Source organism: Streptomyces sp. NRRL S-31 (genome assembly GCF_000718775.1).
Classification (GTDB): Bacteria; Actinomycetota; Actinomycetes; order Streptomycetales; family Streptomycetaceae; genus Streptomyces.
The window spans coordinates 23981-47314 of sequence record NZ_JOCB01000027.1 but is presented as its reverse complement, the minus strand read 5'-3'; the positions used below and the strand labels follow the sequence as shown (position 1 = coordinate 47314).

The 23334-nt window shown below is 71.6% G+C and carries 22 protein-coding genes and 1 riboswitch; of the genes, 11 read left to right on the top strand and 11 right to left on the bottom strand.

The window, feature by feature from the left end:
* Positions 1-239: 239 nt before the first annotated feature.
* Entirely contained in the window at positions 240-869 is a 630-nt protein-coding gene (locus tag IF37_RS0113345; protein ID WP_030741192.1) for a TetR/AcrR family transcriptional regulator, read from the bottom strand.
* Positions 870-963: 94 nt separating this feature from the next.
* Between IF37_RS0113345 and IF37_RS0113340 the strand changes: the two genes are divergently transcribed.
* From IF37_RS0113340 to IF37_RS0113310, 7 genes are all read left to right on the top strand, one after another.
* Complete coding sequence (locus tag IF37_RS0113340) at positions 964-1716, top strand: SDR family oxidoreductase (RefSeq protein ID WP_030741190.1); 753 nt, start codon at positions 964-966, stop codon at positions 1714-1716.
* Positions 1717-1827: 111 nt separating this feature from the next.
* Positions 1828-2613, top strand: coding sequence for a glucosamine-6-phosphate deaminase (gene nagB / locus IF37_RS0113335; RefSeq protein ID WP_030741188.1), 786 nt, complete (start codon positions 1828-1830; stop codon positions 2611-2613).
* A gap of 458 nt (positions 2614-3071) precedes the next feature.
* Entirely contained in the window at positions 3072-3833 is a 762-nt protein-coding gene (locus IF37_RS0113330) for a GntR family transcriptional regulator (RefSeq protein ID WP_030741185.1), read from the top strand.
* Between the two features lie 126 nt (positions 3834-3959).
* The gene (locus IF37_RS0113325; RefSeq protein WP_030741178.1) at positions 3960-4223 is read left to right on the top strand and encodes a DUF3311 domain-containing protein; all 264 of its coding nucleotides are present in this window, start codon (positions 3960-3962) and stop codon (positions 4221-4223) included.
* Positions 4220-5848 (top strand): monocarboxylate uptake permease MctP, encoded by a 1629-nt coding sequence (gene mctP / locus IF37_RS0113320; protein ID WP_030741172.1) that lies wholly within the window; start codon positions 4220-4222, stop codon positions 5846-5848. The genes IF37_RS0113325 and mctP overlap by 4 nt, the downstream gene beginning before the upstream one ends.
* Before the next feature lie 201 nt (positions 5849-6049).
* A riboswitch (cobalamin riboswitch) is annotated at positions 6050-6187 on the top strand.
* Positions 6188-6310: 123 nt separating this feature from the next.
* Positions 6311-8674, top strand: a complete 2364-nt coding sequence (locus tag IF37_RS0113315; protein WP_030741170.1) for a ribonucleoside-diphosphate reductase subunit alpha — start codon at positions 6311-6313, stop codon at positions 8672-8674.
* Positions 8674-9687: a ribonucleotide-diphosphate reductase subunit beta gene (locus tag IF37_RS0113310; RefSeq protein WP_030741168.1), complete on the top strand. Its 1014-nt coding sequence runs from the start codon at positions 8674-8676 to the stop codon at positions 9685-9687. The genes IF37_RS0113315 and IF37_RS0113310 overlap by 1 nt, the downstream gene beginning before the upstream one ends.
* A gap of 72 nt (positions 9688-9759) precedes the next feature.
* Here IF37_RS0113310 and IF37_RS0113305 read toward each other — a convergent pair whose 3' ends face one another.
* The 10 genes from IF37_RS0113305 to IF37_RS0113255 all read right to left on the bottom strand — a co-directional run bounded on the left by IF37_RS0113305 (position 9760) and on the right by IF37_RS0113255 (position 19741).
* Positions 9760-11166, bottom strand: a complete 1407-nt coding sequence (locus tag IF37_RS0113305) for a cytochrome P450 (RefSeq protein ID WP_030741166.1) — start codon at positions 11164-11166, stop codon at positions 9760-9762.
* On the bottom strand, positions 11163-12248 hold the full coding sequence (cyc1, locus tag IF37_RS0113300) for an epi-isozizaene synthase (protein WP_030741164.1): 1086 nt from the start codon (positions 12246-12248) through the stop codon (positions 11163-11165). The genes IF37_RS0113305 and cyc1 overlap by 4 nt, the downstream gene beginning before the upstream one ends.
* 288 nt (positions 12249-12536) lie before the next feature.
* Positions 12537-13187 carry a peptide deformylase gene (def, locus tag IF37_RS0113295; protein ID WP_030741158.1) on the bottom strand — a complete coding sequence of 217 codons (651 nt, stop codon included), beginning with the start codon at positions 13185-13187 and terminating at the stop codon, positions 12537-12539.
* Between the two features lie 73 nt (positions 13188-13260).
* Positions 13261-14241 carry a hypothetical protein gene (locus IF37_RS0113290; RefSeq protein ID WP_030741154.1) on the bottom strand — a complete coding sequence of 327 codons (981 nt, stop codon included), beginning with the start codon at positions 14239-14241 and terminating at the stop codon, positions 13261-13263.
* Between the two features lie 100 nt (positions 14242-14341).
* On the bottom strand, positions 14342-15622 hold the full coding sequence (locus IF37_RS0113285) for an HD-GYP domain-containing protein (protein ID WP_030741152.1): 1281 nt from the start codon (positions 15620-15622) through the stop codon (positions 14342-14344).
* Entirely contained in the window at positions 15619-16926 is a 1308-nt protein-coding gene (locus IF37_RS0113280) for an HD-GYP domain-containing protein (RefSeq protein WP_030741150.1), read from the bottom strand. The genes IF37_RS0113285 and IF37_RS0113280 overlap by 4 nt, the downstream gene beginning before the upstream one ends.
* A 111-nt stretch (positions 16927-17037) precedes the next feature.
* Positions 17038-17349 carry a mycothiol system anti-sigma-R factor gene (rsrA, locus tag IF37_RS0113275; protein ID WP_030741147.1) on the bottom strand — a complete coding sequence of 104 codons (312 nt, stop codon included), beginning with the start codon at positions 17347-17349 and terminating at the stop codon, positions 17038-17040.
* Complete coding sequence (locus IF37_RS0113270; protein WP_030741144.1) at positions 17346-18041, bottom strand: sigma-70 family RNA polymerase sigma factor; 696 nt, start codon at positions 18039-18041, stop codon at positions 17346-17348. Before IF37_RS0113270 ends, rsrA begins: the two co-directional genes overlap by 4 nt.
* Positions 18042-18297: 256 nt before the next feature.
* The gene (locus IF37_RS0113260; RefSeq protein WP_030741135.1) at positions 18298-18924 is read right to left on the bottom strand and encodes an alpha/beta family hydrolase; all 627 of its coding nucleotides are present in this window, start codon (positions 18922-18924) and stop codon (positions 18298-18300) included.
* A 1-nt stretch (position 18925) separates the two neighbouring features.
* Positions 18926-19741: an SOS response-associated peptidase gene (locus IF37_RS0113255; RefSeq protein WP_030741133.1), complete on the bottom strand. Its 816-nt coding sequence runs from the start codon at positions 19739-19741 to the stop codon at positions 18926-18928.
* A gap of 49 nt (positions 19742-19790) precedes the next feature.
* Between IF37_RS0113255 and IF37_RS0113250 the strand changes: the two genes are divergently transcribed.
* From IF37_RS0113250 to IF37_RS0113235, 4 genes are all read left to right on the top strand, one after another.
* A complete protein-coding gene (locus IF37_RS0113250) occupies positions 19791-20513 on the top strand; it encodes a M50 family metallopeptidase (RefSeq protein WP_030741131.1) in 723 nt (240 codons plus the stop codon).
* A gap of 28 nt (positions 20514-20541) precedes the next feature.
* Positions 20542-21858, top strand: coding sequence for a 3-phosphoshikimate 1-carboxyvinyltransferase (gene aroA, locus IF37_RS0113245; RefSeq protein ID WP_030741127.1), 1317 nt, complete (start codon positions 20542-20544; stop codon positions 21856-21858).
* Between the two features lie 11 nt (positions 21859-21869).
* Positions 21870-22880, top strand: coding sequence for a ribosome small subunit-dependent GTPase A (gene rsgA, locus IF37_RS0113240; RefSeq protein WP_030741125.1), 1011 nt, complete (start codon positions 21870-21872; stop codon positions 22878-22880).
* Between the two features lie 85 nt (positions 22881-22965).
* Positions 22966-23292, top strand: a complete 327-nt coding sequence (locus IF37_RS0113235) for a multidrug efflux SMR transporter (RefSeq protein WP_030741123.1) — start codon at positions 22966-22968, stop codon at positions 23290-23292.
* Positions 23293-23334 lie beyond the last annotated feature (42 nt).

Here is a 23334-nt window from a genome sequence, read left to right as displayed (position 1 = left end):
GCACCGCAGCCCGGAGCATCAACGGCCGTGGGGTGTGCGGTCCCGGTCGGCCGAAGGCCGAGGAGCCGGGGCAGTCAGGGCAGAGAGCGCCGGATCCTCGATCCGCCTTCCTGTGCGGGGAAGACGGAGGCTTGTTCTGTCGATTGTGGACTAGACCACGACGGCGTGTCCATGGCGCTGAAGCGACCGCGCCGCGGGCCGCGCCGGCACGCGATGCCACGCAGCCTAGCCCGCCCGGCTCAGTCGTGGGGCCAGACGGCCATGGCAATTTCCGCGAGCGCTTCCAGTTCCTCCCGGCGTGCGCCGTCGCGGGCCTGCTGGGACATCCCCTGGATCACCGCGCCGGCGTGCCGGGCGAGGACGGCGGCGTCGGTGCCGGCGGGAAGCAGCCCGGCCGCGACATCGGTGCGGATACGGGTCTCCAGGGCGGCGATGTTGGCGTTGCGCCGGTCCCGTAGCACCGCCTCGACCTCGGGGTTGGTGCAGTTGGTCGCCGCGTGGACGATCAGGCAGCCGTGCGGGTGCGCCGGGTCGGTGTACTCGGCGGCGGCCTCGCGGAGCATCCGCGCGATGGCAGCGCGGGCGGTGGGCTCCTCGGCGAGGGCGCGGTCGCCGAAGGCGCCGTGCGTGCCGGCGTAGACCCGGACGACCTCGTCGAACAGGGTCTGCTTGTCGCCGAAGGCCGCGTACAGACTGGGGGCGCCGATGCCCATGACCCGGGTGAGGTCGGAGACCGAGGTGGCCTCGTACCCGTTCTCCCAGAAGGCCATCAGCGCCTTCTCCAACGCCGTCGCCCGGTCGAAGGAGCGCGGTCGTCCGCGCGTCCGGCCCGTGCCGCCCTTCGCCTGTGTGTCCTGACCCGTCACCATGGGCACCATTTTATAGCGCCCCCTAGAAAATTGGCGGCGGAGTCGTGTACGGTTTTTCTGTAACGACCGCTAGGGAAATCCGGAGGGGGCAGTCATGGGCGTGCTCACGGGCAGGACGGCGCTGGTCACGGGGGCGAGCCGGGGCATCGGGCGGGGCATCGCCGAGCGGCTCGCGCGCGACGGGGCACGGGTGGCGGTGCACTACGGCAGCAATGAGGCGGCCGCGAAGGAGACGGTGACCGCGATCGAGACGGCCGGCGGCTCGGCGTTCCCGATCGGGGTGCGGCTCGGAGCACCCGGGGACGCCGAGCGGCTGTGGGAGGAGTTCGACCGGCACGCGGACGGGCTGGACATCCTCGTGAACAACGCGGGCATCGGCACCTCACGCCCGTTCGAGGAGATCGAGGAGGAGGAGTACGACCGGCTCTTCGCGGTGAACGTGAAGGCGCCGTTCTTCCTCACCCGGCTCGGCGGCGAGCGGCTGCGGGACGGCGGGCGGGTGGTGAACATCTCGTCCGGCCTGGCCCGTTCCGCGGCGATGCCCCACCTCCTCGCCTACTCCATGACCAAGGCGGCGCTGGACGTCCTCACCCGGGACCTGTCCAAGGTGCTCGGCCCCCGCGGGATCACGGTGAACTCCGTGGCGCCCGGCATCGTGGACACCGACGTCAACGCCTCATGGCTGCGCGCGAGCGAGGAGGCGAGGCAAGGTGCCGCCGCGTACTCGGCACTGGGACGGGTGGGGACACCGGCGGACATCGCCGACACGGTGGCGTTCCTGGTGTCGGAGGACGGCCGCTGGATAACCGGTCACTGGCTGGACGCGACGGGAGGTTCCCTCACCTGAGATTTGCGCCGGCTTTCCCCGCTTCTCCCCCCGCCCGTGAACGCCGACTCTGTTAGATTGGTCTAAACCACATAGAGACGCACGAGCCCACTTCAGAACGGCAGGCCCAGCGTGGAAGTTGTCATCGTTCCGGACGCCGCGGCGGGCGGCGAGCTGATCGCCGAGGCCATGGCCCAGCTGCTGCGACGCAAGCCCGACGCCCTGCTCGGCGTGGCCACCGGCTCCACCCCGCTGCCCATCTACCAGGCACTGGCCGCCAAGGTGCGGGCCGGCGCCGTGGACGCCTCCCGGGCACGGATAGCGCAGCTCGACGAGTACGTGGGGCTGCCCGCGGACCACCCCGAGTCCTACCGCTCGGTGCTGCGCCGCGAGGTGCTGGAGCCGCTGGGCATAGGGATGGACGCGTTCATGGGGCCGGACGGCACGGCTGAGGACGTCCAGGCGGCCTGCGAGGCGTACGACCGCGCGCTCGCCGGGGCCGGCGGGGTGGACCTGCAACTCCTCGGCATCGGGACCGACGGGCACATCGGGTTCAACGAGCCCTGCTCCTCGCTCGCCTCGCGCACCCGGATCAAGACGCTGACCGAGCAGACCCGGGTCGACAACGCGCGCTTCTTCGACGGTGACATCGAGCAGGTCCCGCACCACGTCATCACCCAGGGCATCGGGACGATCCTGGAGGCACGGCACCTGGTGCTGCTGGCGACCGGCGAGGGCAAGGCGGACGCGGTCGCCGCGACCGTCGAGGGTCCGGTGGCGGCCGTCTGCCCGGCCTCCGCGCTCCAGCTCCACCCGCACGCCACGGTGGTGGTGGACGAGTCCGCCGCGTCCAAGCTGAAGCTGGCCGACTACTTCCGCCACACCTACGCCAACAAGCCGGAGTGGCAGGGCATCTAGCCGGGAGGCGCCGCGGGGAACGGGAGCGGCTCCTGCGGCTCCGGGGACCGAGCCGGTCCCCAGGCCGCGGACCGAGACGGTCCCGGGCCGCGGACCGAGACGGCGCCGACGACCTGGCGGGGGGCACCGGCCTGGCGGGAAGCCGACCCGGCACGAGGCGCCAACCCGCCGGGAGGCACCGACCTGGCGGCAGGACCGGCCCGGCGGGGCGGTCGATGTCGGCCCGGCGGGCGGTAGGCACCGGCCCGGTGGGGCGGCGGGCATCGGCCCGGTGGGGCCGCGTCGGGAAACCCGGGATGTCCCGGGCGATGGACTAGACCAGCAGCGGGTGCGACGGTATATAGAGGGGATCACGGAGCGTGCGGGTGGAGTCCTGACACGACAACCCGTGCCACGATGTGAGCCGTGGCCGATGGGATGTCGGTCGCTTTCGGCATTCGGAGCCGGGAAGGCAGAGCATGAGCACCGACGTCAGCAGTGCGGAGAACGAGGCCGGCACCACCCGTACCGCGCGCGTGCCGAAGTACTACCGCTTGAAGAAGCACCTGCTCGACATGACGGAGACGCAGGTGCCCGGCACGCCGGTACCGCCCGAGCGCACGCTGGCCGCCGAGTTCGACACCTCCCGCACCACGGTGCGCCAGGCGCTCCAGGAGCTGGTCGTGGAGGGCCGGCTCGAACGCATCCAGGGCAAGGGCACCTTCGTGGCCAAGCCCAAGGTCTCCCAGGCCCTCCAGCTCACCTCCTACACCGAGGACATGCGGGCACAGGGTCTGGAGCCGACCTCGCAGCTGCTGGACATCGGGTACATCACCGCCGACGACCGGCTCGCCGGGCTGCTCGACATCACCGCCGGCGGGCGGGTGCTGCGCATCGAGCGGCTGCGCATGGCCAACGGCGAACCGATGGCGATCGAGACCACCCATCTCTCGGCCAAGCGCTTCCCCGCCCTCAGGCGCTCACTGGTGAAGTACACCTCCCTGTACACCGCGCTCGCCGAGGTCTACGACGTCCACCTCGCCGAGGCCGAGGAGACCATCGAGACCTCCCTGGCCACCCCGCGCGAGGCGGGTCTGCTCGGCACCGACGTGGGTCTGCCGATGCTGATGCTCTCCCGTCACTCGCTGGACCGCGAGGGCAAGCCGGTGGAGTGGGTGCGGTCGGTCTACCGCGGGGACCGGTACAAGTTCGTGGCCCGGCTGAAACGGCCGCTGGACTGAACACCCGCCCTGCTCGTCCGCCGAATTCCGCGGACCGATATACGGACGAGGGCTTCCGCTGTCCCGACACCGTCACCTAGATTGCCTGCGCATTACAGCGTGATCAACGAGGGACGGAGCCACGGCATGTCCGAAACACCTGAAGTGAGACCACCGGTGGTGACACCGGTGCGCGTGATCATTGCCGTGTGCCTCGTCGCGCCCTTCGTGGCGATGCTGTGGGTCGGCTCGTACGCCAAGGCCGATCCCACGTTCATCGGAATCCCGTTCTTCTACTGGTACCAGATGCTCTGGGTGCTGATCTCCACCGCGCTCACCGTGCTCGCACACCAGCTGTGGAAGCGTGACCAGCGTGCCCGCGGCCATGTGAACGGGGGTGCGGCGAAGTGAAGGACGGAGTCAACGGCGTCGCACTCGGCGTCTTCATCTTCTTCTTCCTGGCCGTCACGGTCATCGGCTTCCTGGCCGCGCGCTGGCGCAGGGCCGAGAACGAGCACTCCCTGGACGAATGGGGCCTGGGCGGCCGTTCGTTCGGCACCTGGATCACCTGGTTCCTGCTCGGCGGCGACCTGTACACGGCGTACACCTTCGTCGCCGTACCCGCGGCGATCTACGCGGCGGGCGCGTCCGGCTTCTTCGCGGTGCCGTACACGATCCTGGTGTACCCGCTGATCTTCACCTTCCTGCCCCGCCTCTGGTCGGTCTCGCACCGCCACGGGTACGTCACCACCTCCGACTTCGTGCGCGGCCGGTTCGGCTCGAAGGGCCTGTCGCTGGCGGTGGCCGTGACCGGCATCCTGGCGACGATGCCGTACATCGCGCTCCAGCTCGTCGGCATCCAGGCGGTGCTGGACGTGATGGGCGTCGGTGGCGGCGAGGACACCAACTGGTTCGTGAAGGACCTGCCGTTGCTCATCGCCTTCGGCGTGCTGGCGGCCTACACCTACTCGTCCGGTCTGCGCGCCCCGGCGCTGATCGCGTTCGTCAAGGACGCGCTGATCTACATCGTCATCGCGGTGGCCATCATCTACATCCCGATCAAGCTGGGCGGGTTCGACGACATCTTCGCCAAGGCGGGCCAGGCGTTCAGCCAGGTCAACCCGGCCACCGGCAAGCCGCGCGGCGCGATCGCCCCACCGGAGGCGGGCCAGTGGACGTACGCGACGCTGGCGCTCGGCTCGGCGCTCGCGCTGTTCATGTACCCCCACTCGATCACCGCGACGCTCTCGTCCAAGAGCCGTGAGGTGATCCGCCGCAACACCACGATCCTGCCGCTGTACTCCCTCATGCTGGGTCTGCTGGCGCTGCTGGGCTTCATGGCGATCGCGGCCGGGGTGAAGGTCACCAACGGGCAGCTGGCCATCCCGCAGCTGTTCGAGGACATGTTCCCGGACTGGTTCGCGGGCGTGGCGTTCGCCGCGATCGGCATCGGCGCGCTGGTCCCGGCGGCGATCATGTCCATCGCGGCGGCCAACCTCTTCACCCGCAACATCTACAAGGACTTCATCAAGCCGGACGCCACGGCGGAGCAGGAGACCCGCGTCTCCAAGCTCGTGTCGCTGCTGGTGAAGGTCGGCGCCCTGGTCTTCGTCCTCACCATGGACAAGACCGTCGCCATCAACTTCCAGCTGCTGGGCGGCATCTGGATCCTCCAGACCTTCCCGGCCCTGGTCGGCGGCCTGTTCACGCGCTGGTTCCACCGCTGGGCGCTGCTGGCCGGCTGGGCGGTCGGCATGGTCTACGGCACGGCCGCCGCGTACGGCGTCGCCTCGCCGACGCAGAAGCACTTCGGCGGCTCGGCGAAGGAGATCCCGGGCATCGGCGAGATCGGCTACATCGGCCTGACGGCGTTCATCCTGAACGTCCTGGTCACCGTGGTCCTGACGGTCGTCCTGAAGGCCGTGAAGGCCCCCGAGGGCATCGACGAGACCCGGCCGCAGGACTACACGGCGGACGCCGGTGACCCCGGCGTCCAGGTGGAGCTGCCGCCGGCGACCGCGGGCGCCGGTCACTAGCGGCACACCATCAAACCGGCCGCCACCACCCGGCGGCCGCCCCCGGTCCGACGGGCCGCCGGACGCGTATCCGGCGGCCCGTCGTCGTACCGCGGCGGCTCGTGCCGTGCCTCCCCGTCCCGGTCCGGCGTCCCGCCGGCCGCCGACGCGCTGACCCTGCGAAGCCGCGACGACACAACATCTGGGGGTGATCAGAGAGCCCGGCACTAGATGTATGCTCGTCCTCGCTGTCGCCGCAGGGGAATCCGGTGCGAATCCGGAACTGTCCCGCAACGGTGTACCGGCGCGCGTCCGCGCGCCGGTCCAGTCCGAGGACCTGCCGGCAGCCCACCCGGCCCTCCGGTCCGGGTGCGTTCCGACGTCCGGGCCTCGTGGAGTGGGCCGGTGGACGCGGCGCCGTGCGCGCTCGTGACCGCCTCCTGCCCTCCACCTGGCCCCGTGCCGAGCGAGGGAGACTCCCACGTGACCATCGCGCCAGCCGACCCGGCTTCAGTCAGCGACCTGGAGACCGACGGTCCCGGTGCCGCGTTGCTGCGGACCCTGACCGAGCTGACCGCCGACCTGCCCGATGCCGACCCGGGACGGGTCGCCGCCGCCGCGCTGCGCGGCAGGTCGGCGCGGGCCGACGGGGCGGAGCTGCGCGAGCTGGCCACGGAGGCCGCCGCCGGCCTGATCGCCGAGGACCCCGCCTACTCGAAGCTGGCCGCCCGGCTGCTCACCCTCACGATCCGGGACGAGGCCGCCTCGCAGGGCGTGACCTCCTTCACCGGCTCTGTCGCGGTCGGACACCGCGAGGGGCTGGTCGCGGACCGGACCGCCGAGTTCGTGCGGCTGCACGCCGAGCGGCTCGACGCCCTCGTGGACCGGGCGGCGGACGACCGCTTCGGCTACTTCGGCCTGCGCACCCTGCACAGCCGCTACCTGCTGCGCCACCCGATCACCCGCAAGGTCATCGAGACGCCCCAGTACTTCATGCTCCGCGTGGCGAGCGGGCTCGCCGAGGACGACACCGTCCGCTCCGTGGACGAGGTGGCGGCGCTGTACGGGCTGATGAGCCGGCTGGACTACCTGCCGTCCTCCCCCACCCTGTTCAACTCCGGCACCCGGCACCCCCAGATGTCGTCCTGCTACCTGCTCGACTCCCCGCTGGACGAGCTGGACTCCATCTACGACCGCTACCACCAGGTGGCCCGGCTCTCCAAGCACGCCGGCGGCATCGGCCTGTCGTACTCCCGCGTCCGTTCGCGCGGTTCGCTGATCCGGGGGACGAACGGGCACTCCAACGGGATCGTGCCGTTCCTGAAGACCCTGGACGCCTCCGTCGCCGCGGTGAACCAGGGCGGCCGGCGCAAGGGCGCCGCCGCGGTCTACCTGGAGACCTGGCACTCGGACATCGAGGAGTTCCTCGAGCTGCGGGACAACACCGGCGAGGACGCCCGCCGCACCCACAACCTCAACCTGGCGCACTGGATCCCCGACGAGTTCATGCGCCGGGTCAACGCCGACGCCCAGTGGTCGCTGTTCTCCCCCGCCGACGTCCCCGGACTGGTCGACCTGTGGGGCGAGGAGTTCGACGCCGCCTACCGTGCGGCCGAGGCCGCCGGCCTGGCCCGCAAGACCCTGCCCGCGCGCGAGCTGTACGGCCGCATGATGCGCACCCTGGCACAGACCGGCAACGGCTGGATGACCTTCAAGGACGCCGCCAACCGCACCGCCAACCAGACCGCCGAGCCCGGCAACGTCATCCACTCCTCCAACCTCTGCACCGAGATCCTGGAGGTCACCGACGACGGCGAGACGGCCGTCTGCAACCTCGGCTCCGTCAACCTGGGCGCCTTCGTCGACACCGCGGCCGGGGACATCGACTGGGAGCGGCTGGACCAGACCGTCCGCACGGCCGTCACCTTCCTCGACCGCGTCGTGGACATCAACTTCTACCCCACCGAGCAGGCGGGCCGCTCCAACGCCAGGTGGCGCCCGGTCGGCCTGGGCGCGATGGGCTTGCAGGACGTCTTCTTCAAGCTGCGCCTGCCCTTCGACTCCGACGGGGCCAAGGCGCTCTCCACCCGGATCGCCGAGCGGATCATGCTCGCCGCCTACGAGGCCTCCGCCGACCTCGCCGAGCGCAACGGTCCGCTGCCCGCCTGGCAGCACACCCGCGCCGCCCGCGGCGTCCTCCACCCCGACCACTACGACACCACCCTCGTCTGGCCCGAGCGCTGGGACGCCCTGCGCGAGCGCATCGCACGGACGGGCATGCGCAACTCGCTGCTCCTCGCGATCGCGCCGACGGCCACCATCGCCTCGATCGCGGGTGTGTACGAGTGCATCGAGCCGCAGGTGTCCAACCTGTTCAAGCGGGAGACCCTGTCCGGCGAGTTCCTCCAGGTCAACTCCTACCTCGTCAAGGACCTGAAGGAGCTCGGCGTCTGGGACGCCCGCACCCGCGAGGCGCTGCGCGAGGCCAACGGCTCCGTCCAGGACTTCCGCTGGATCCCCGACGAGGTGCGCGACCTCTACCGCACGGCCTGGGAGATCCCCCAGCGCGGCCTGATCGACATGGCCGCCGCCCGCACCCCGTTCCTGGACCAGGCGCAGTCGCTGAACCTGTTCCTGGAGACGCCGACCATCGGCAAGCTCTCCTCGATGTACGCGTACGCCTGGAAGTCGGGTCTGAAGACCACCTACTACCTGCGCTCCCGTCCCGCGACGCGCATCGCCCGCGCCGCCCAGGCGCAGCCCACCATCCCCGTGCAGGCCACCCCGGACCCCGAAGCGGTCGCCTGCTCCCTGGAAAACCCCGAGTCCTGCGAGGCCTGCCAGTAATGTCCAGCCGTAACACCAACCTGCTCGACCCGGGCTTCGAGCTGACTCTCCGCCCCATGCGCTACCCGGACTTCTACGAGCGCTACCGGGACGCCATCAAGAACACCTGGACCGTCGAGGAGGTCGACCTCCACTCCGACGTCGCCGACCTCGCCAGGATGACGCCGGAGGAGCAGCACCTCATCGGGCGCCTCGTCGCGTTCTTCGCCACCGGCGACTCCATCGTGGCGAACAACCTGGTGCTGACGCTGTACAAGCACATCAACTCCCCCGAAGCCCGCCTGTACCTGTCCCGGCAGCTGTTCGAGGAGGCCGTCCACGTCCAGTTCTACCTGACCCTGCTGGACACCTACCTGCCCGACCCCGAGGACCGCGCCGCCGCCTTCGCCGCGGTGGAGAACATCCCCTCCATCCGCGAGAAGGCCGCGTTCTGCTTCCGGTGGATCGACGAGGTCGAGAAGATCGACCGGCTGGAGAGCAGGGCGGACCGCCGGCGCTTCCTGCTCAACCTGATCTGCTTCGCCGCCTGCATCGAGGGCCTGTTCTTCTACGGCGCCTTCGCCTACGTCTATTGGTTCCGCAGCCGCGGTCTGCTGCACGGCCTCGCCACCGGCACCAACTGGGTCTTCCGTGACGAGACCATGCACATGAGCTTCGCCTTCGACGTCGTCGACACCGTCCGCAAGGAAGAGCCGGACCTCTTCGACGACCAGCTCCGGCAGCAGGTCACCGACATGCTCAAGGAGGCCGTCGACGCCGAGCTCCAGTTCGCCCGCGACCTGTGCGGCGACGGCCTGCCCGGCATGAACACCGAGTCCATGCGGCAGTACCTGGAGTGCGTCGCCGACCAGCGCCTCACCCGCCTGGGCTTCGCGCCCGTCTACGGCTCCGAGAACCCCTTCTCCTTCATGGAACTCCAGGGCGTCCAGGAACTGACCAACTTCTTCGAGCGCCGGCCCTCCGCCTACCAGGTCGCCGTGGAGGGCACGGTCGACCTGGACGAGGACTTCTGACCGACGGGGCCCGGCTCGGGCGGGCCGCGCCTCCGCGCGGCACCGCCCGAGCACCCGCCGCTACCGGGTGACCTACCAGGGCAGCGGGCGCAGCAGCAGGTTCTGCGGGCGGAGCGTGATGCCCACCCGGGTGGTGTCGTCGGACCCGCCGGCCCGCTCGAAGCGGTACTTCGCCGAGACCGCCGCGGTGATCAGGCTCAGCTGGGTCATGGAGAAGTGGTCGCTGGGGCACTTGCGGTTGCCCACGCTGAACGGGCTCATGGCGTACTTCGGTACGTCCCCGGCGCGCTCGGGGAGCCAGCGGTCGGGGTCGAAGTCGAGGTGGCGGGCGTAGGAGCGGCCGTCGCGCTGGATCGCGTACGGGCTGTAGACGATGTCCGCCCCGGCCGGGACGCGGTAACCGCCGAGCGCGGTGTCGGTCACCGCGCGACGGGTCAGAATCCATACGGCGGGCCGCAGCCGCATGGCTTCGACGACGACATTGTTGGTGTGCCTGAGCGCGCGGACGTGTTCCCATCCGACCGGCCGGCCACCGGTCACGGATTCGACCTCGGTCCGTACCTTCGCGGCGTGTTCCGGATGTTCGGCGAGGACCTGGAGCAGCCACATGATCGTGGACGCGACTGTTTCGCTGCCGGGGGTGAGTATCGCGACGACCTGGTCGTGGATCTCCTGTTCCCCGATGGGGTCCCCATTGTCGTCCTTCGCCTCCAGCAATGCCGTCAGCAAATCGTCCGGCTTTTGACCGGACGCCCTCCGCTCGGCGACGATCTCGTCCACCAGCAGATGCAGATCGGCCAGCGCCCGGTTGAATTCCCGGTTGGCCGGAAACGGCAGCCGGTAGAGCGGGCCGAGCGGGACCACCATCCTGCGGTACATACCGCGGAAGACGATGGCGAGGTCGGTGCTGAGCCGTTCCGCGCGCTCGTCCATGTAGTCACCACGCAGCAGACAGCGGGCGGCGATGCGGACGGCGACCCGGAAGGACTCGGAGGTGCAGTCGACGGTCTCGCCGGGTTTCCAGCGGCCGGTCAGCGCGTGCGCCTCCTCCTCCATGACCGGGCCGTAGCCGGGTATGGCGTCGAGCCGGAACGCGGGCTGGATGGTGCGCCGCTGCCGGCGGTGCCGGGGGCCGTTGGCGGTGGCCACGCCCTCCTTGCCGAGCAGGCCCTCCAGCGACTCCCACAGCGGTCCGTCGATATGGAAGTCGGGGCTCAGGGCCAGTGCTCCGGTGAGTGCCGGCGTGGTGACGGCGTAGACCGTCTTGGGGCCGAGCCGCAGGCGCACGATGTCGCCGTGCTCGCGCAGCCCGGACATGAAGGCGAGCGGGTCGCGGACCAGTCTCAGGCCGTGTCCGAGGAGGGGTAAGGCGCCGCCGGCCAGGGGCGGCTCACGCAGCGCGGCCGTCCCCGAGGGCGCGGGGGCCCCGGGCGTCGCGGGGGGCTCGGGGGTCTCGGGCCGTACCGACTCGACGGTCATTTCTCACCTGCCGCTTCGTTCGTGACGTACGGGGGTGTGGACCGGTCGTCCCAGGTGTCGACCCGGTACCGGCCGGACTCGTGGTGGAACCAGTAGACGGAGCTGAACCAGTCGCGCATATTGCCGACGCAGACCCGGACGGCGGTGCTCAGTTCGCCGCCGCGGGCCGTTCCGTCGTCCATCTCCCGGGCCAGCCGCAAGGTCTCCTGTTCGGCGTCGAGGAAGTCCGTGGCGCATTTCTCGACGCGCCGCCTGACTTCTTCCACCGCCTCTTCCAGGGTCATTCCCGCGTGGCTGATCAGACTGATGCCGAGATTGTGCACCTCGTCGCCCGCTATTTCCTTCGGCAGCGAACAGAGGTCGTTGTACCAGGCGGCGAATTCCTGGCTGAGCAGCGCCGCCCGGCGGTAAGCGGGATTCTTCCTGACCGCGTCCGGGAGTTCACATCCGGCACTGGGTTCCAGCAGATCCGTCCATATCCAGTGCGCGAAGGTGAGGCGGCGCAGGGCGAGGTACTCCTCGACACCGGGCACATATCCCTCGGTGCGGTTGCGGAATTCCCGGTCGTACGCCTCGATCACCGCGTGGAAGTGCCGGGCGAACCGCCGGTTCCAGCTCCGGGTCAGGAAGCCGTACAGCCGCAGCACGCACTCCGCGAAGCCGGCGACCAGCGGGTCGGGGTGGTGCAGGTGGCGCCCGGGCGCGTCGAGGGCCGCGTGCAGCCGGTGCCGCAGCCGCCGCCAGGCGTCCGACCGGCCGTGCACGATGTCCCGGTCGTGGCGGTCGTCCCACACGAAGAACCATGCGCTGTAGTCGGCTATGGCCTGGAGGACCTCGTCCCGGGCTCCCGTGTAGTAGCCCGCCATGAGATCCGTGTAGCACAGGCCATCGGCATATTCCTCCACCTTGTCCGCCGGCATCAGCCGTTTTTCCAGCAGCCAGAGCCGTGTCTTCTCCTGGAGCTTCGGCCAATACGGATGCAGTCGCCGCGGAAAGGCGGACTCGATCACCGGGAGTGCCAGTGTGGGTGGGACTACGACCGCCGTCGATGCCGCCGTGGTGCTGTATGGGAAAGCTTGCACGAACAAACCCCTCTCAGCCGCCAGGAGCACACGCCCCTCCCGCTGCGCCGGGCGTGCGCCGTTTCGTATCCCCGCTCTTCCATTCAGCACCACAACTGACCGCCGTGGGAACGGATTTGCCGCACTGACTACCCAACATGCCGAGATGCCCCCCTCAGGTGACTGATTAGGGATGACCAGACGTACACACGACCGGTTGCCCGGCGCGCGAACGAACGGACCGCGACAGCACGAGGGCGCCCGGCCGGGAAGGATCCCGGCCGGGCGCCCCAGGGTGACGCGTGCTGGTCAGCCGTTGGCGACCACGGGGTAGCGAGGCTCGTTCTCGGCCATCTGCCGCAGCGCGTCCTTGCGGTCCCGCTTCGACAGCCGGTCGATGTAGAGGTAGCCGTAGAGGTGGTCGGTCTCGTGCTGCAAACACCGCGCGAAGTAACCGGTGCCCCGGACCTTGATCGGGTTGCCCTTCTCGTCCTGGCCGGTCACCTCGGCGTAGTCCGGACGCGGGAGCGGGGCGTAGGCCGTGGGCACGGACAGGCAGCCCTCGTTGCTGTCGTCCAGCCGGCGCTGGTCGGCGGGCAGCTCGACCAGCTTCGGGTTGCAGACCACGCCGACGTGCCGGACGCCCTCGTCGTCCGGGCAGTCGTAGACGAAGACCTTCAGGTCGACACCGATCTGGTTGGCGGCCAGGCCCACGCCCTCGGCGGTCCGCTGGCTGGCGAACATGTCGGCGACCAGCTGCTCCAGCTCCGCGCCGAACTCGGTGACGTCCTTGCACTCCTTGTGCAGCACCGGGTTGCCGACGACCGTGATCGGCCGCGAGGTGCCGCGCTCGCGCCAGGCGGTCTCGCGCTCCTCGCAGTCCTCCGTGTCGACGACATAGCCCTCGTCGTCGACGGGGAGCACGCCCGCGTGCTGCTGATCGGTGTCCTGCTGCGCCATGACCGACGTACGCCTTCCTGCAAGCCTGGAAAATTCTGCGAGTACAGCCTAAAGGTGACCGCTCACCGGCGGCTCAGCAAACCTCTTCCAGATCCCGCCAGTCCCGGGAGTCGGGACTGTCCGCGACCCACCCGTCCAGCAGCCCCCGGACCAGCGAGGCCGGAGCCGCGACACCGCACTCCCGCTCCGGCACCCACAGTTGCCCGTCCGTCCGGTGGCCCAGCGGCCCGGGGTGCCCCGGCTCGCTGTGGTCGTGCGGGTCGAGGTGCACGCCCTCGCCCTCGTCGGACGGCATCCGTGACTCCGAGCACATCCGGCACAGCAGCCGCACCGACGACGACCAGTCCTCCGCGGCGAACCCCGCGTCGGCGGCCAGTTGCTCCAGCGCGTCCCGGTCGGCCTCCGTGGCCGCCTCCAGCAGGACCACCCAGGTCGGGACGGGGGACGGCGCCCACAGCTCGATCTCGTCGAAGACCGGGAAGGAGTGCCCGGTGGACGTGGTGCGCTCGCCGTGCGGGACGCCGTCGTGCAGCACGACCTCGCCCCAGCGTCGCCCGGACGAGGGAAGCGGGATGGAGAGGACCTCCAGCCGGGCCGGGTCCAGCCGGCGGCCCCAGACGACCTCGGCCTCGCCCTCGGGAGAGAGCCGTACGGCCGCGCTGCCCAGCTCCATGCCGAGCGGCTCCGCGGCGGCCGCGGCACCCCCGGGCACCTTCAGTCCGTACGCCTGCCAGGCGCGGCGGGCCAGCGGCCAGTCCTGGAGGGCGGTCGCGGCGATGCCGACGTTCCACCAGTCCGGTGCCCCGGTCTCCCGGTCGAGCAGGGCGACCGCGCGCAGTCCGGCCGCGCGGGCCTGCTCCCAGTCGTGCCGGAACTTGTGCAGCAGGGCGAGGTTGAACCAGGACTCCGACAGCCAGGGTTCCAGGTCGGCGGCGCGTGTCAGCAGCTCGCCCGCGTCCTCGTACCGGCCGTCGCCGATGAGTGTGAACGCGCGGTCCGTGGCCTGCCGCCAGGAGGCGGAGGGCCGGTGCCGTCCCTTGCCGAAGATCCTCACGATTCCCGCCTGCCAGTTCCATTTCCGCACAGTGGGCTGGCTTGTGCCCCCGGACACCCTCTCCCTCGCATCCAACCACGTACGGCGGGAAAGGCGCTCATTACCCATGGGTTACCCAGCCGGGCGCCGGGTCAGACAGTCCCGTTCGTCTCACCGGCATCCGCCCCCGCGCGCCCTGGGCCTGGGCCAGTACCCGGCCGAGCGACTCCACGACCTCGGGAGCGTAGTCGCCGGCGGTGCCGAGCCGCAGCTCCTCCAGCGCCCGCAGCGGGCCCTCGGGGCCGGCCTCCCGGCTCTTCTCCTCGTAGGCGTTGACGGCCCGGACGATCCGGGCGGCGACCGGCTGCCCGGGGCAGCTCTCGGCCTGCCGCTCCACGACGACGGCGACGGCCGGGTCGACGCCGGTCTGCCGGACGACGGCCCCGCCGAGCAGGGCGATGCGCCGCTGCTCCGCGGCGGGCAGGCCGGCGGTGGCCCCGGCCGGGACCGGGTCGACCAGGCTGAGCTGTCCGATGTCGTGCATCAGCGCCGCGTACTCCAGGACGGTCAGCTCCGGGCGGGTCAGCCCGAGGTCCCGGCCGACGGCGACGCTGAGCGCGGCGACGCGCCGGGCGTGCCCGGCGGGGGTGCAGCCGGCGATCTCGGTGGCGCGGGCCAGGGAGGCGATGGTCTGCCGGTAGGTGGCGCGGACGGCGGCGTAACGGTGCAGGGACAGCTGGACGAGCAGCAGGGGCAGGCAGAACACGGGCAGCGCCCACAGGCCGACGACGGCGACCGCGAGCGCCATCACCGCGCCGGTCGCGACGACGGCGGAGCCGATGCCGAGCAGCCCGCGCAGCTCCTCCCGCAGCAGCGGGCCGAACGGCCAGCCGGTGCGGCAGTGGGCCAGCGCGGCGGCCAGCACGGCGCCGCACAGACAGGTGAGGGCGAGCAGGGTGAGCAGCAGCAGGGCGTAGGCGGGGCCGCTCCAGGAGGCGAAGACGCCCGCGTTGTAGAGGGGTTGGAAGCAGACGGCGGCGAAGCCGACGGTGAGGACGCGGCGGGCCAGGTGGTCGCCGGTGGCGCCGCGGCCGGACCAGATGTGCGGGACGGCGCCGAGCAGCGCGGCGACGAGGACGACGGTGACCACCTGGGCGGCGTCGTGCTGGCTGGGCCGCCCGTCGTCGGCGCCCAGCAGGGCGTACGACAGGGAGCCGGCGGCGCCGAGGGGCGCGGCCTGGCGTGCCTGGGCGTCGTTCCACCGGGCCAGCTCGCCGACGGCTATGAGCACGCCGAAGGCGAGCGCGTCGCCCCGGTCGGCCAGACCGGTCCCCAGGGTGAGGGCGAGCGAGCCGGCCGCGACGAGGGCGGCGGTGCCGTGGATGAGCCGCAGGACGGTCATCGGTGCGCCCCGGTGTGCGGGTTCCGGGGCGCGGGCGGGGTGCGGTGGGCCGGTTCGTCGGCGGTGACCGCCGGGTGCCAGCCGGTGCGGCGCAGGGCGCGGACGAGCGCGCCGACCATGCGGGGGTCGAAGTGCGCCCCGGCGCACCGCTCCAGCTCGGCGACGGCCGCCGCGACCGGGCGGGCCCGACTGTAGGAGCGGGTGGAGGTCATGGCGTCGAAGGCGTCGGCGACGGCGACGATCCGGGCGCACTCGGGGATCCCGTCGCCGGCCAGGCCGTAGGGGTAGCCGCTGCCGTCGAGGCGCTCGTGGTGGTGGAGGATGGCCTTGCGGGCCTCGCCGAGGAAGGAGATCCCGCGGACCATCTCGTGGCCGTACTCCGGGTGCAGTTCGATGATCCGCCGTTCCTCCGGGGTGAGCGGACCGTCCTTGCGCAGCAGCCGGGTGGGGACGCCCAGCTTGCCGACGTCGTGCAGGATGCCGGCGAAGCGCAGCACCTCGACGCGGTCGTCGTCCATGCCGAGTTCGCGGGCGATCAGCACGGATGCCTGTCCGACGCGTTCGCTGTGGCCGCGGGTGTAGCCGTCCTTGATGTCGACGGCCTGCACGAGGGCGCGGATGGTGGCCTGGTGGGCGGCGCGCTCGCGGTGGTACTGGGCGAACACCCACCAGGAGACGTACATCGGCAGCAGCACGAGCAGCGCGGACACGGGTCCGTAGGGGCTGCGCCAGAGCACGGCCATCATCAGGCCGGCGAGTCCGTGCGTCGCGACGGGGGCGAGGGAGCGGGCCAGCGGTCCGTGCCAGGACCGCCGCGGCGGCGCGGGTCCGGCCGCCGCGCGCAGCCCTCCGTCGAGCACGGTGAGGACCAGGCAGAAGGCGAGGACGGCCGCGCCGGCGGGCAGCAGGGCGTAGGGGAAGTCGGAGGCGGCGACGGCGTCCCGGCCGCCGAACGCCCCGTGCACCCGGGCGGCGGCCCACACGGCGAGCGCGGGCCGCGCGGCTCGCCACACGCGCCGGGTCAGGGCGGGCCGGTGGTCGACCGGGGAGAGCAGTCCGGCGGGCACCGCGACGAGCGCGGCGGCCGACGGGGGCAGCAGGAACGCGCCGGCGAGGAGCACGGGGTAGAAGGTGCCGCCGAAGCGGCGGTGCACGGCGTGCTCACCGGCCGCGTAGAGCACGGCCAGCAGGACCGGCGCCGCCCAGGCGGCGGGAGTGGCCGGCAGGGGTGGCAGGCAGAGGGCGGCCGACAGGGCTGCCACAGCGGCCACATAGCCGCGTGCCCTCGCCGGTACCGCGTCCATCGCGCCCCTCCCCGACCGTGCCTGTCCGGGCTCGGAGCCTAGGACGGGGATCGGCCGGTTCGGGGTCTATGACCTGAGGATTAGCACGTTCGGGTGATTGGACCCGGCGTGTCAGGACTCCTGGGGCGCCTTCGGGGCCCTGGCCATGTCGTGCTCCGGCACGGTCTGGCCGGAGCGGATCAGATCGATCCGGCCCATGACCTTGGCCCGCAGGTCGGCGGGCACGTCGTCATGTCCGCAGCACCGCTTGACCAGCTTCTTCACGGCCTGCTCCAAGCCGTACTTCTCCAGGCACGGCGAGCATTCCTCGAAGTGGTGCTGGAACTTGTCGCGGTCGACGTCCGGCATCTCGCTGTCGAGGAACTCGTACAGGTGGTCGAGGACCTCACCGCAGTCCGTGTCGTGCGGCTCTCCGCAGCTCATGAGCCCGAACCTTTCGCTTCGTTCGACTCTCCGGCGCCCGCCGGGACCAGCCCGCGCTCACGGGCGTAGTCCTCCAGCATTCCGCGCAGCTGACGACGGCCCCGGTGCAGCCGGGACATCACCGTACCGATGGGTGTCCCCATGATGTCCGCGATCTCCTTGTAGGCAAAGCCCTCGACGTCCGCGAGATAGACGGCGATGCGGAACTCCTCGGGGATCGCCTGCAAGGCTTCCTTCACGTCCGAGTCGGGCAGGTGGTCGAGCGCCTGCGACTCGGCGGAGCGCAGACCCGTCGACATGTGCGACTCGGCGCGCGCCAGCTGCCAGTCCTCGATCTCCTCGGCCGCGCTGCGCTGGGGTTCGCGCTGCTTCTTGCGGTACGAGTTGATGAAGGTGTTGGTCAGGATCCGGTACAGCCACGCCTTGAGGTTGGTGCCCTCGCGGAACTGGTGGAAGGACGCGTACGCCTTGGCGTACGTCTCCTGCACCAGGTCTTCGGCGTCGGCCGGGTTGCGCGTCATGCGCAGCGCGGCCGAGTACATCTGGTCGAGGAACTCGAGCGCGTCCCGCTCGAAGCGCGTGCTGCGCTCCGTGCTCGACTCGTCGGACGCGTGCGCGCCGGCGCTCTGACCCTCGGGCAGCTCCGCCTGGCCGTTGTCGGTCCCTGCGTCGGTCCCAGTGACCGGACCCACCTCCTCAAGATTCCGGGCAGGACCGAAACCGGTCCTACTCGTTTCGGAGGATAGAACACCACCCGCGCCCGCCGCTCCTCGAATGGGGGCGGTCCTGGCCGCGTGCAGCACCGTCCAGTGCAAGTCTGCACGGCTGCTGCGGCTCGGGCTGATGGTCGAACCCATGCGGCGGACTTCCTCTCCTTACGACATCGGTGCCAAGGCGTTCAGCACTTCCGTCCGGATCAACAGCGGGCCGCCGCACAACATTCCCGCGTCACCCGAGTGACGCGGTCCACTCCCGTACCGCGCCGGTGACGGTCTCCAGCGCCTCTTCCTGGGTGGTCTCCGCACGCTTGGGCACGGCGAAGCCGTGATCGCCGGACGCCACCGCGACCAGCCGGAAAGCGCCCTCCGGGAACTCCTCCGGCTTTCCGAAGGGGTCGTTGCCGCCCTGGACGACCAGGGTGGGCACCCCGGCACCCAGCAGCTCCCCGGCGCGGGACTTCTCCGGCCTGCCCGGCGGATGCAGCGGGAAGCTCAGGGCGAGCACGGCGTGCGCGCCCAGCTCGGCCGCCGTACGGCAGGCGACCCGCGCCCCGGCGCTGCGGCCGCCGGAGATCACCGGCAGCCCGGGCCGGGTGAGCGCGGGCCACACCCCGCGCCAGCCGGCGTCCAGGGTCTTCGGCGCGGGCGCGACCTTCTTGCCGGCGACCCGCCAGGGCTGTTCGACGAGGGCGACGGTCACGCCGTACTCCGGGAGCGTCTCGGCGAGCGCCCGCAGGTCGCGCGCCTCGATGCCGCCGCCGGCGCCATGGCCGACGGCCAGCACCAGCCGGGCCTTCCTCGCCTCGTGCCAGGTGACGCGGGCCGCGCCGGCGTCCGTCTCGACGATCTCGCTCATGTCAGAAGAGTGTGCCCTCCTCCGGTGCCTCCAGCTCCTTCAGCAGCTCCGGGCCGTTGTTGCGGACGTTGCTGACGGCGGTGGGGACCGGGTAGGCGCGCATCAGTCCGGCCGGCGGCGGGGCGAGCAGGTGGCGCAGGTCGTCGGGGTCGGTGCGGGAGGGGTCGAGCCAGGCGTCCCAGCGGTCGGGGGTGAGCATCAGCGGCATCCGGGGGTGGATGTCGGCGAGGGAGCGCGGGCCGTCGGCGGGGGCGACGGCCAGCGGGGTCCGCTCGGCCTCGGTGGTGATCACCGAGCAGGTCACCCACCAGGCCCGCGGGTGGTCGTCGGGCAGGGTCCGGTCGCGCCAGAACTCGTACAGGCCCGCCATCGCGAACACCGAGCCGTCGGCGGGCAGTACGAAGTACGGCTGCTTGCGGGGGCGCTTCTTCCGGCCCTCGACCTCCAGCTGCCGCTCCTGCTCGCCGGTGACCCACTCGTAGTAGCCGTCGGCGGGCAGGATGCAGCGGCGGGCGGCGAAGGCACGCCGGTAGGCGGGCTTCTCGTGCACGGTCTCCGCGCGGGCGTTGATCATGCGGGCGCCGCCCTCGGGCGTCTTGGACCAGGACGGGACCAGGCCCCACCTGAGCGTGCGCAGCTGGCGAACCGGACGCGAGGAGTCCGCGTCTTTCAGAGGGCGGTCGAGGACGGCGTGGACCTCCTTGGTCGGCGCCACGTTGTAGTCCGGTCCCAGGCTCTCCGCGGGCTCCCACTTCTCGACCCCGAAGATTCCCGCGAGATCCCCGGGCCCACGACTCGATGCATACCGTCCGCACATACGTGCCACACTGCCAGACTCCGCAGGACGACAGGAGCCACCTCGCACCATGGACAGCCTCGCCGCCACCGCGCTGCCCGACCTCTGGGACCGGCTCACGGGCACCCAGCCGGACCCCGGCACCTGGGTGGTGTTCGCCACGGTGGCCGCCGCGCTCGCCGTCGTGGTCCCGCACCCGCTGTGGCGGATATCCCGCAACGCGATCACCATCGCGCACGAGGGCGGCCACGGCCTGGTCGCCCTGCTCACCGGCCGGCAGCTCACCGGCATCCGGCTGCACTCCGACACCAGCGGGCTCACGGTGAGCCGGGGCAAGCCGTACGGGATCGGCATGATCCTCACGGCCGCCGCGGGGTACACGGCCCCCTCCCTGCTGGGGCTCGGCGGGGCCGCGCTGCTGGCCACCGGCCGCATCACCCTGCTGCTGTGGGCGGCCACCGCCCTGCTGGTGGCGATGCTGGTGATGATCCGCAACGCCTACGGCGTGCTGACCGTGGTCCTCGCGGGCGGGATGTTCCTGCTGGTGTCCTGGCTGGCGGGACCGCAGGTGCAGGCCGCGTTCGCGTACGCGGTGGTGTGGTTCCTGCTGCTCGGCGGGGTCCGGCCGCCGTTCGAGCTCCAGGCGAAGCGGTCGCGGGGCGGTGCCGGGGACTCGGACGCGGACCAGCTGTCGCGGCTGACGCACGTACCGGCGGGCCTGTGGCTGTTCCTGTTCCACGCCGTGTCCCTGTGCTCGCTGATCGGCGGGGGCCGCTGGCTGCTGGAAGGTTGACCCCGCGCCGTCCTTATACAGTGGCCCCATGGCCCCGAACACCGCCTCCACCGCCCTCTGGCCCGCCCCGCACGCGAGCGGGGCCGTCGACGCGACGGTCCACGTGCCGGGGTCCAAGTCGGTCACCAACCGCGCCCTCGTCCTCGCCGCCCTGGCCTCCGAGCCGGGCTGGCTGCGCCGCCCGCTGCGCTCCCGCGACACCCTGCTGATGGCCGGCGCCCTGCGCGCCATGGGCGTGGAGATCGAGGAAGGGGTCGGCCCCGACGGCACCGGCGAGGCGTGGCGGGTGCTGCCCACCGGGCTGCGCGGCCCGGCCACGGTCGACGTGGGCAACGCGGGCACGGTGATGCGCTTCCTGCCGCCGGTGGCCGCGCTGGCCGACGGCCCGGTCCGGTTCGACGGGGACCCGCGGTCCTACGAGCGCCCTCTCGACGGCGTGATCGACGCGCTGCGCACGCTCGGCGCCCGGATCGACGACGAGGGCCGGGGCGCGCTGCCGCTGACCGTGCACGGCGGCGGGGCCCTGGACGGCGGCCGGGTGTCGATCGACGCCTCGTCCTCCTCGCAGTTCGTCTCGGCGCTGCTGCTCTCCGGCCCCCGTTACAACCAGGGTGTCGAGGTGCGCCACACCGGCGCCTCGCTGCCCTCGCTGCCGCACATCCGGATGACGGTGGACATGCTGCGCGCGGTCGGCGCCCAGGTCGACACCCCGGAGTCGGGCGGCGAGCCGAACGTGTGGCGGGTGACGCCGGGCGCGCTGCTCGGCCGGGACCTGACCGTCGAGCCGGACCTGTCCAACGCGCAGCCGTTCCTGGCGGCGGCCCTGGTCACCGGTGGCAAGGTGCTGATCCCGGACTGGCCGGCCCGCACCACGCAGCCGGGTGACCGGCTCCGGGAGATCTTCACCGAGATGGGCGGCTCCTGCCGACTCACCGACCACGGCCTGGAGTTCACCGGTTCGGGTGCGATCCACGGCGTCGACGTGGACCTGGGCGACGTGGGCGAGCTGACCCCGGGGATCGCGGCGGTGGCCGCGCTCGCCGACTCGCCGTCCACCCTGCGGGGCGTGGCGCACCTGCGACTGCACGAGACGGACCGGCTGGCCGCGCTCACCAAGGAGATCAACGAGCTGGGCGGTGACGTCACGGAGACGGCCGACGGCCTGCACATCCGCCCGCGTCCGCTGCACGGCGGGACCTTCCACACCTACGAGGACCACCGCATGGCGACGGCCGGAGCGGTCATCGGTCTCGCCGTCGAGGGCGTGCGGATCGAGAACGTGGCGACGACCGCGAAGACCCTGCCGGACTTCCCCGGGCTGTGGACCGGGATGCTCGGGCAGTAGGGACGTACGTCATGCGCCGCTACGGCAAGCACACCGACGAGGACGACATCCGCAGCCGTCCCAACCGCAAGGGCAACCGGCCGCGGACGAACATCCGGCCCAAGCACGAGGACGCGGCCGAGGGCATGGTCCTCACCGTCGACCGGGGGCGGCTGACCTGCCTGGTGGACGACCGGGCCGTGACCGCGATGAAGGCCCGTGAGCTGGGCCGCAAGGCGGCCGTGGTCGGCGACCGGGTCGCCCTGGTCGGCGATCTTTCCGGCGCGAAGGACACCCTGGCGCGGATCGTCCGCATCGAGGAGCGGACGTCGGTGCTGCGCCGCACGGCCGACGACGACGATCCGTACGAGCGGGTGGTCGTCGCCAACGCCGACCAGCTGGCCGTCGTGACCGCCCTGGCCGATCCGGAGCCGCGGCCCCGGCTCATCGACCGCTGCCTGGTCGCGGCCTACGACGGCGGTCTGGAACCGCTGCTGGTGATGACCAAGTCGGACCTGGCCCCGCCGGACAAGCTGCTGGAGCTCTACGGCGACCTGGACATCCCGTACGTCGTGACCAGTCGCGAGGAGTTGGAGAACGGGGACGCGGCGGAGCGGGTGCGCGCGCATCTGGACGGCCGGGTCACAGCGTTCGTGGGCCACTCGGGCGTCGGCAAGACGACCCTGGTCAACGCGCTCGTCCCCGTGGAGCGCCGGCGTTCGACGGGACATGTGAACGCGGTCACCGGGCGGGGCCGGCACACCACGACGTCCGCGTTGGCGCTGCCGCTGAGCGGGGACGGCGGCTGGGTCGTCGACACCCCGGGCGTCCGCTCGTTCGGGCTCGCGCACATCGACCCGTCCCGGGTGATCCACGCCTTCCCGGACCTCGAACCCGGCACGGTGAACTGCCCGCGCGCGTGCAGCCACGACGAGCCGGACTGCGCGCTGGACGCGTGGGTGGCGGACGGGCACGCGGACCCGGCGCGGCTGTACTCCCTGCGTCGGCTGCTGGCCACGCGGGAGCGCAGGGAGGGCGACTGAGTCCCGCGTTGTTTGCCCGGGCGTCGGTCCGGTAAGTGCATAATCGCACCGAGCCGGAGATCCGGACCCAACGGGAGGACCACACATGGCGTGGCTGCTGGTCATAGTGGCCGGGATTCTGGAGACCGGTTTCGCCGTGTGCCTGAAGCTCTCACACGGGTTCACGCGCCTGTGGCCGACGATCGCCTTCGCGTCGTTCGCCCTGGGCAGCTTCGGTCTGCTGACCCTGTCCCTGCGCAAGCTGGACGTCGGCCCCGCCTACGCGGTGTGGACCGGCATCGGCGCGGCGGGCACCGCGATCTACGGCATGGTCTTCCTCGGCGACCTGGTGTCCACCCTGAAGATCGTCTCCATCAGCCTGGTCATCATCGGCGTGATCGGCCTCCAGCTCTCGGGCTCCGCGCACGGGTGAGACGCAGCGGTGAGACGCACGGGTGAGCCCCGGCGAGGGACC

Coding starts and splice junctions, on each gene's coding strand:
- IF37_RS0113285 (WP_030741152.1), bottom strand. CDS start 15,622: ATGACCGTCCTGCGGCTCATCCACGGCACCGCCGCCCTCGTCGCGGCC.
- IF37_RS0113260 (WP_030741135.1), bottom strand. CDS start 18,924: ATGAGCGAGATCGTCGAGACGGACGCCGGCGCGGCCCGCGTCACCTGG.
- rsrA (WP_030741147.1), bottom strand. CDS start 17,349: ATGAGCTGCGGAGAGCCGCACGACACGGACTGCGGTGAGGTCCTCGAC.
- rsgA (WP_030741125.1), top strand. CDS start 21,870: ATGCGCCGCTACGGCAAGCACACCGACGAGGACGACATCCGCAGCCGT.
- IF37_RS0113280 (WP_030741150.1), bottom strand. CDS start 16,926: ATGGACGCGGTACCGGCGAGGGCACGCGGCTATGTGGCCGCTGTGGCA.
- aroA (WP_030741127.1), top strand. CDS start 20,542: ATGGCCCCGAACACCGCCTCCACCGCCCTCTGGCCCGCCCCGCACGCG.
- IF37_RS0113310 (WP_030741168.1), top strand. CDS start 8,674: ATGTCCAGCCGTAACACCAACCTGCTCGACCCGGGCTTCGAGCTGACT.
- IF37_RS0113235 (WP_030741123.1), top strand. CDS start 22,966: ATGGCGTGGCTGCTGGTCATAGTGGCCGGGATTCTGGAGACCGGTTTC.
- IF37_RS0113305 (WP_030741166.1), bottom strand. CDS start 11,166: ATGACCGTCGAGTCGGTACGGCCCGAGACCCCCGAGCCCCCCGCGACG.
- IF37_RS0113345 (WP_030741192.1), bottom strand. CDS start 869: ATGGTGACGGGTCAGGACACACAGGCGAAGGGCGGCACGGGCCGGACG.
- IF37_RS0113250 (WP_030741131.1), top strand. CDS start 19,791: ATGGACAGCCTCGCCGCCACCGCGCTGCCCGACCTCTGGGACCGGCTC.
- IF37_RS0113255 (WP_030741133.1), bottom strand. CDS start 19,741: ATGTGCGGACGGTATGCATCGAGTCGTGGGCCCGGGGATCTCGCGGGA.
- IF37_RS0113325 (WP_030741178.1), top strand. CDS start 3,960: ATGTCCGAAACACCTGAAGTGAGACCACCGGTGGTGACACCGGTGCGC.
- IF37_RS0113340 (WP_030741190.1), top strand. CDS start 964: ATGGGCGTGCTCACGGGCAGGACGGCGCTGGTCACGGGGGCGAGCCGG.
- def (WP_030741158.1), bottom strand. CDS start 13,187: ATGGCGCAGCAGGACACCGATCAGCAGCACGCGGGCGTGCTCCCCGTC.
- IF37_RS0113330 (WP_030741185.1), top strand. CDS start 3,072: ATGAGCACCGACGTCAGCAGTGCGGAGAACGAGGCCGGCACCACCCGT.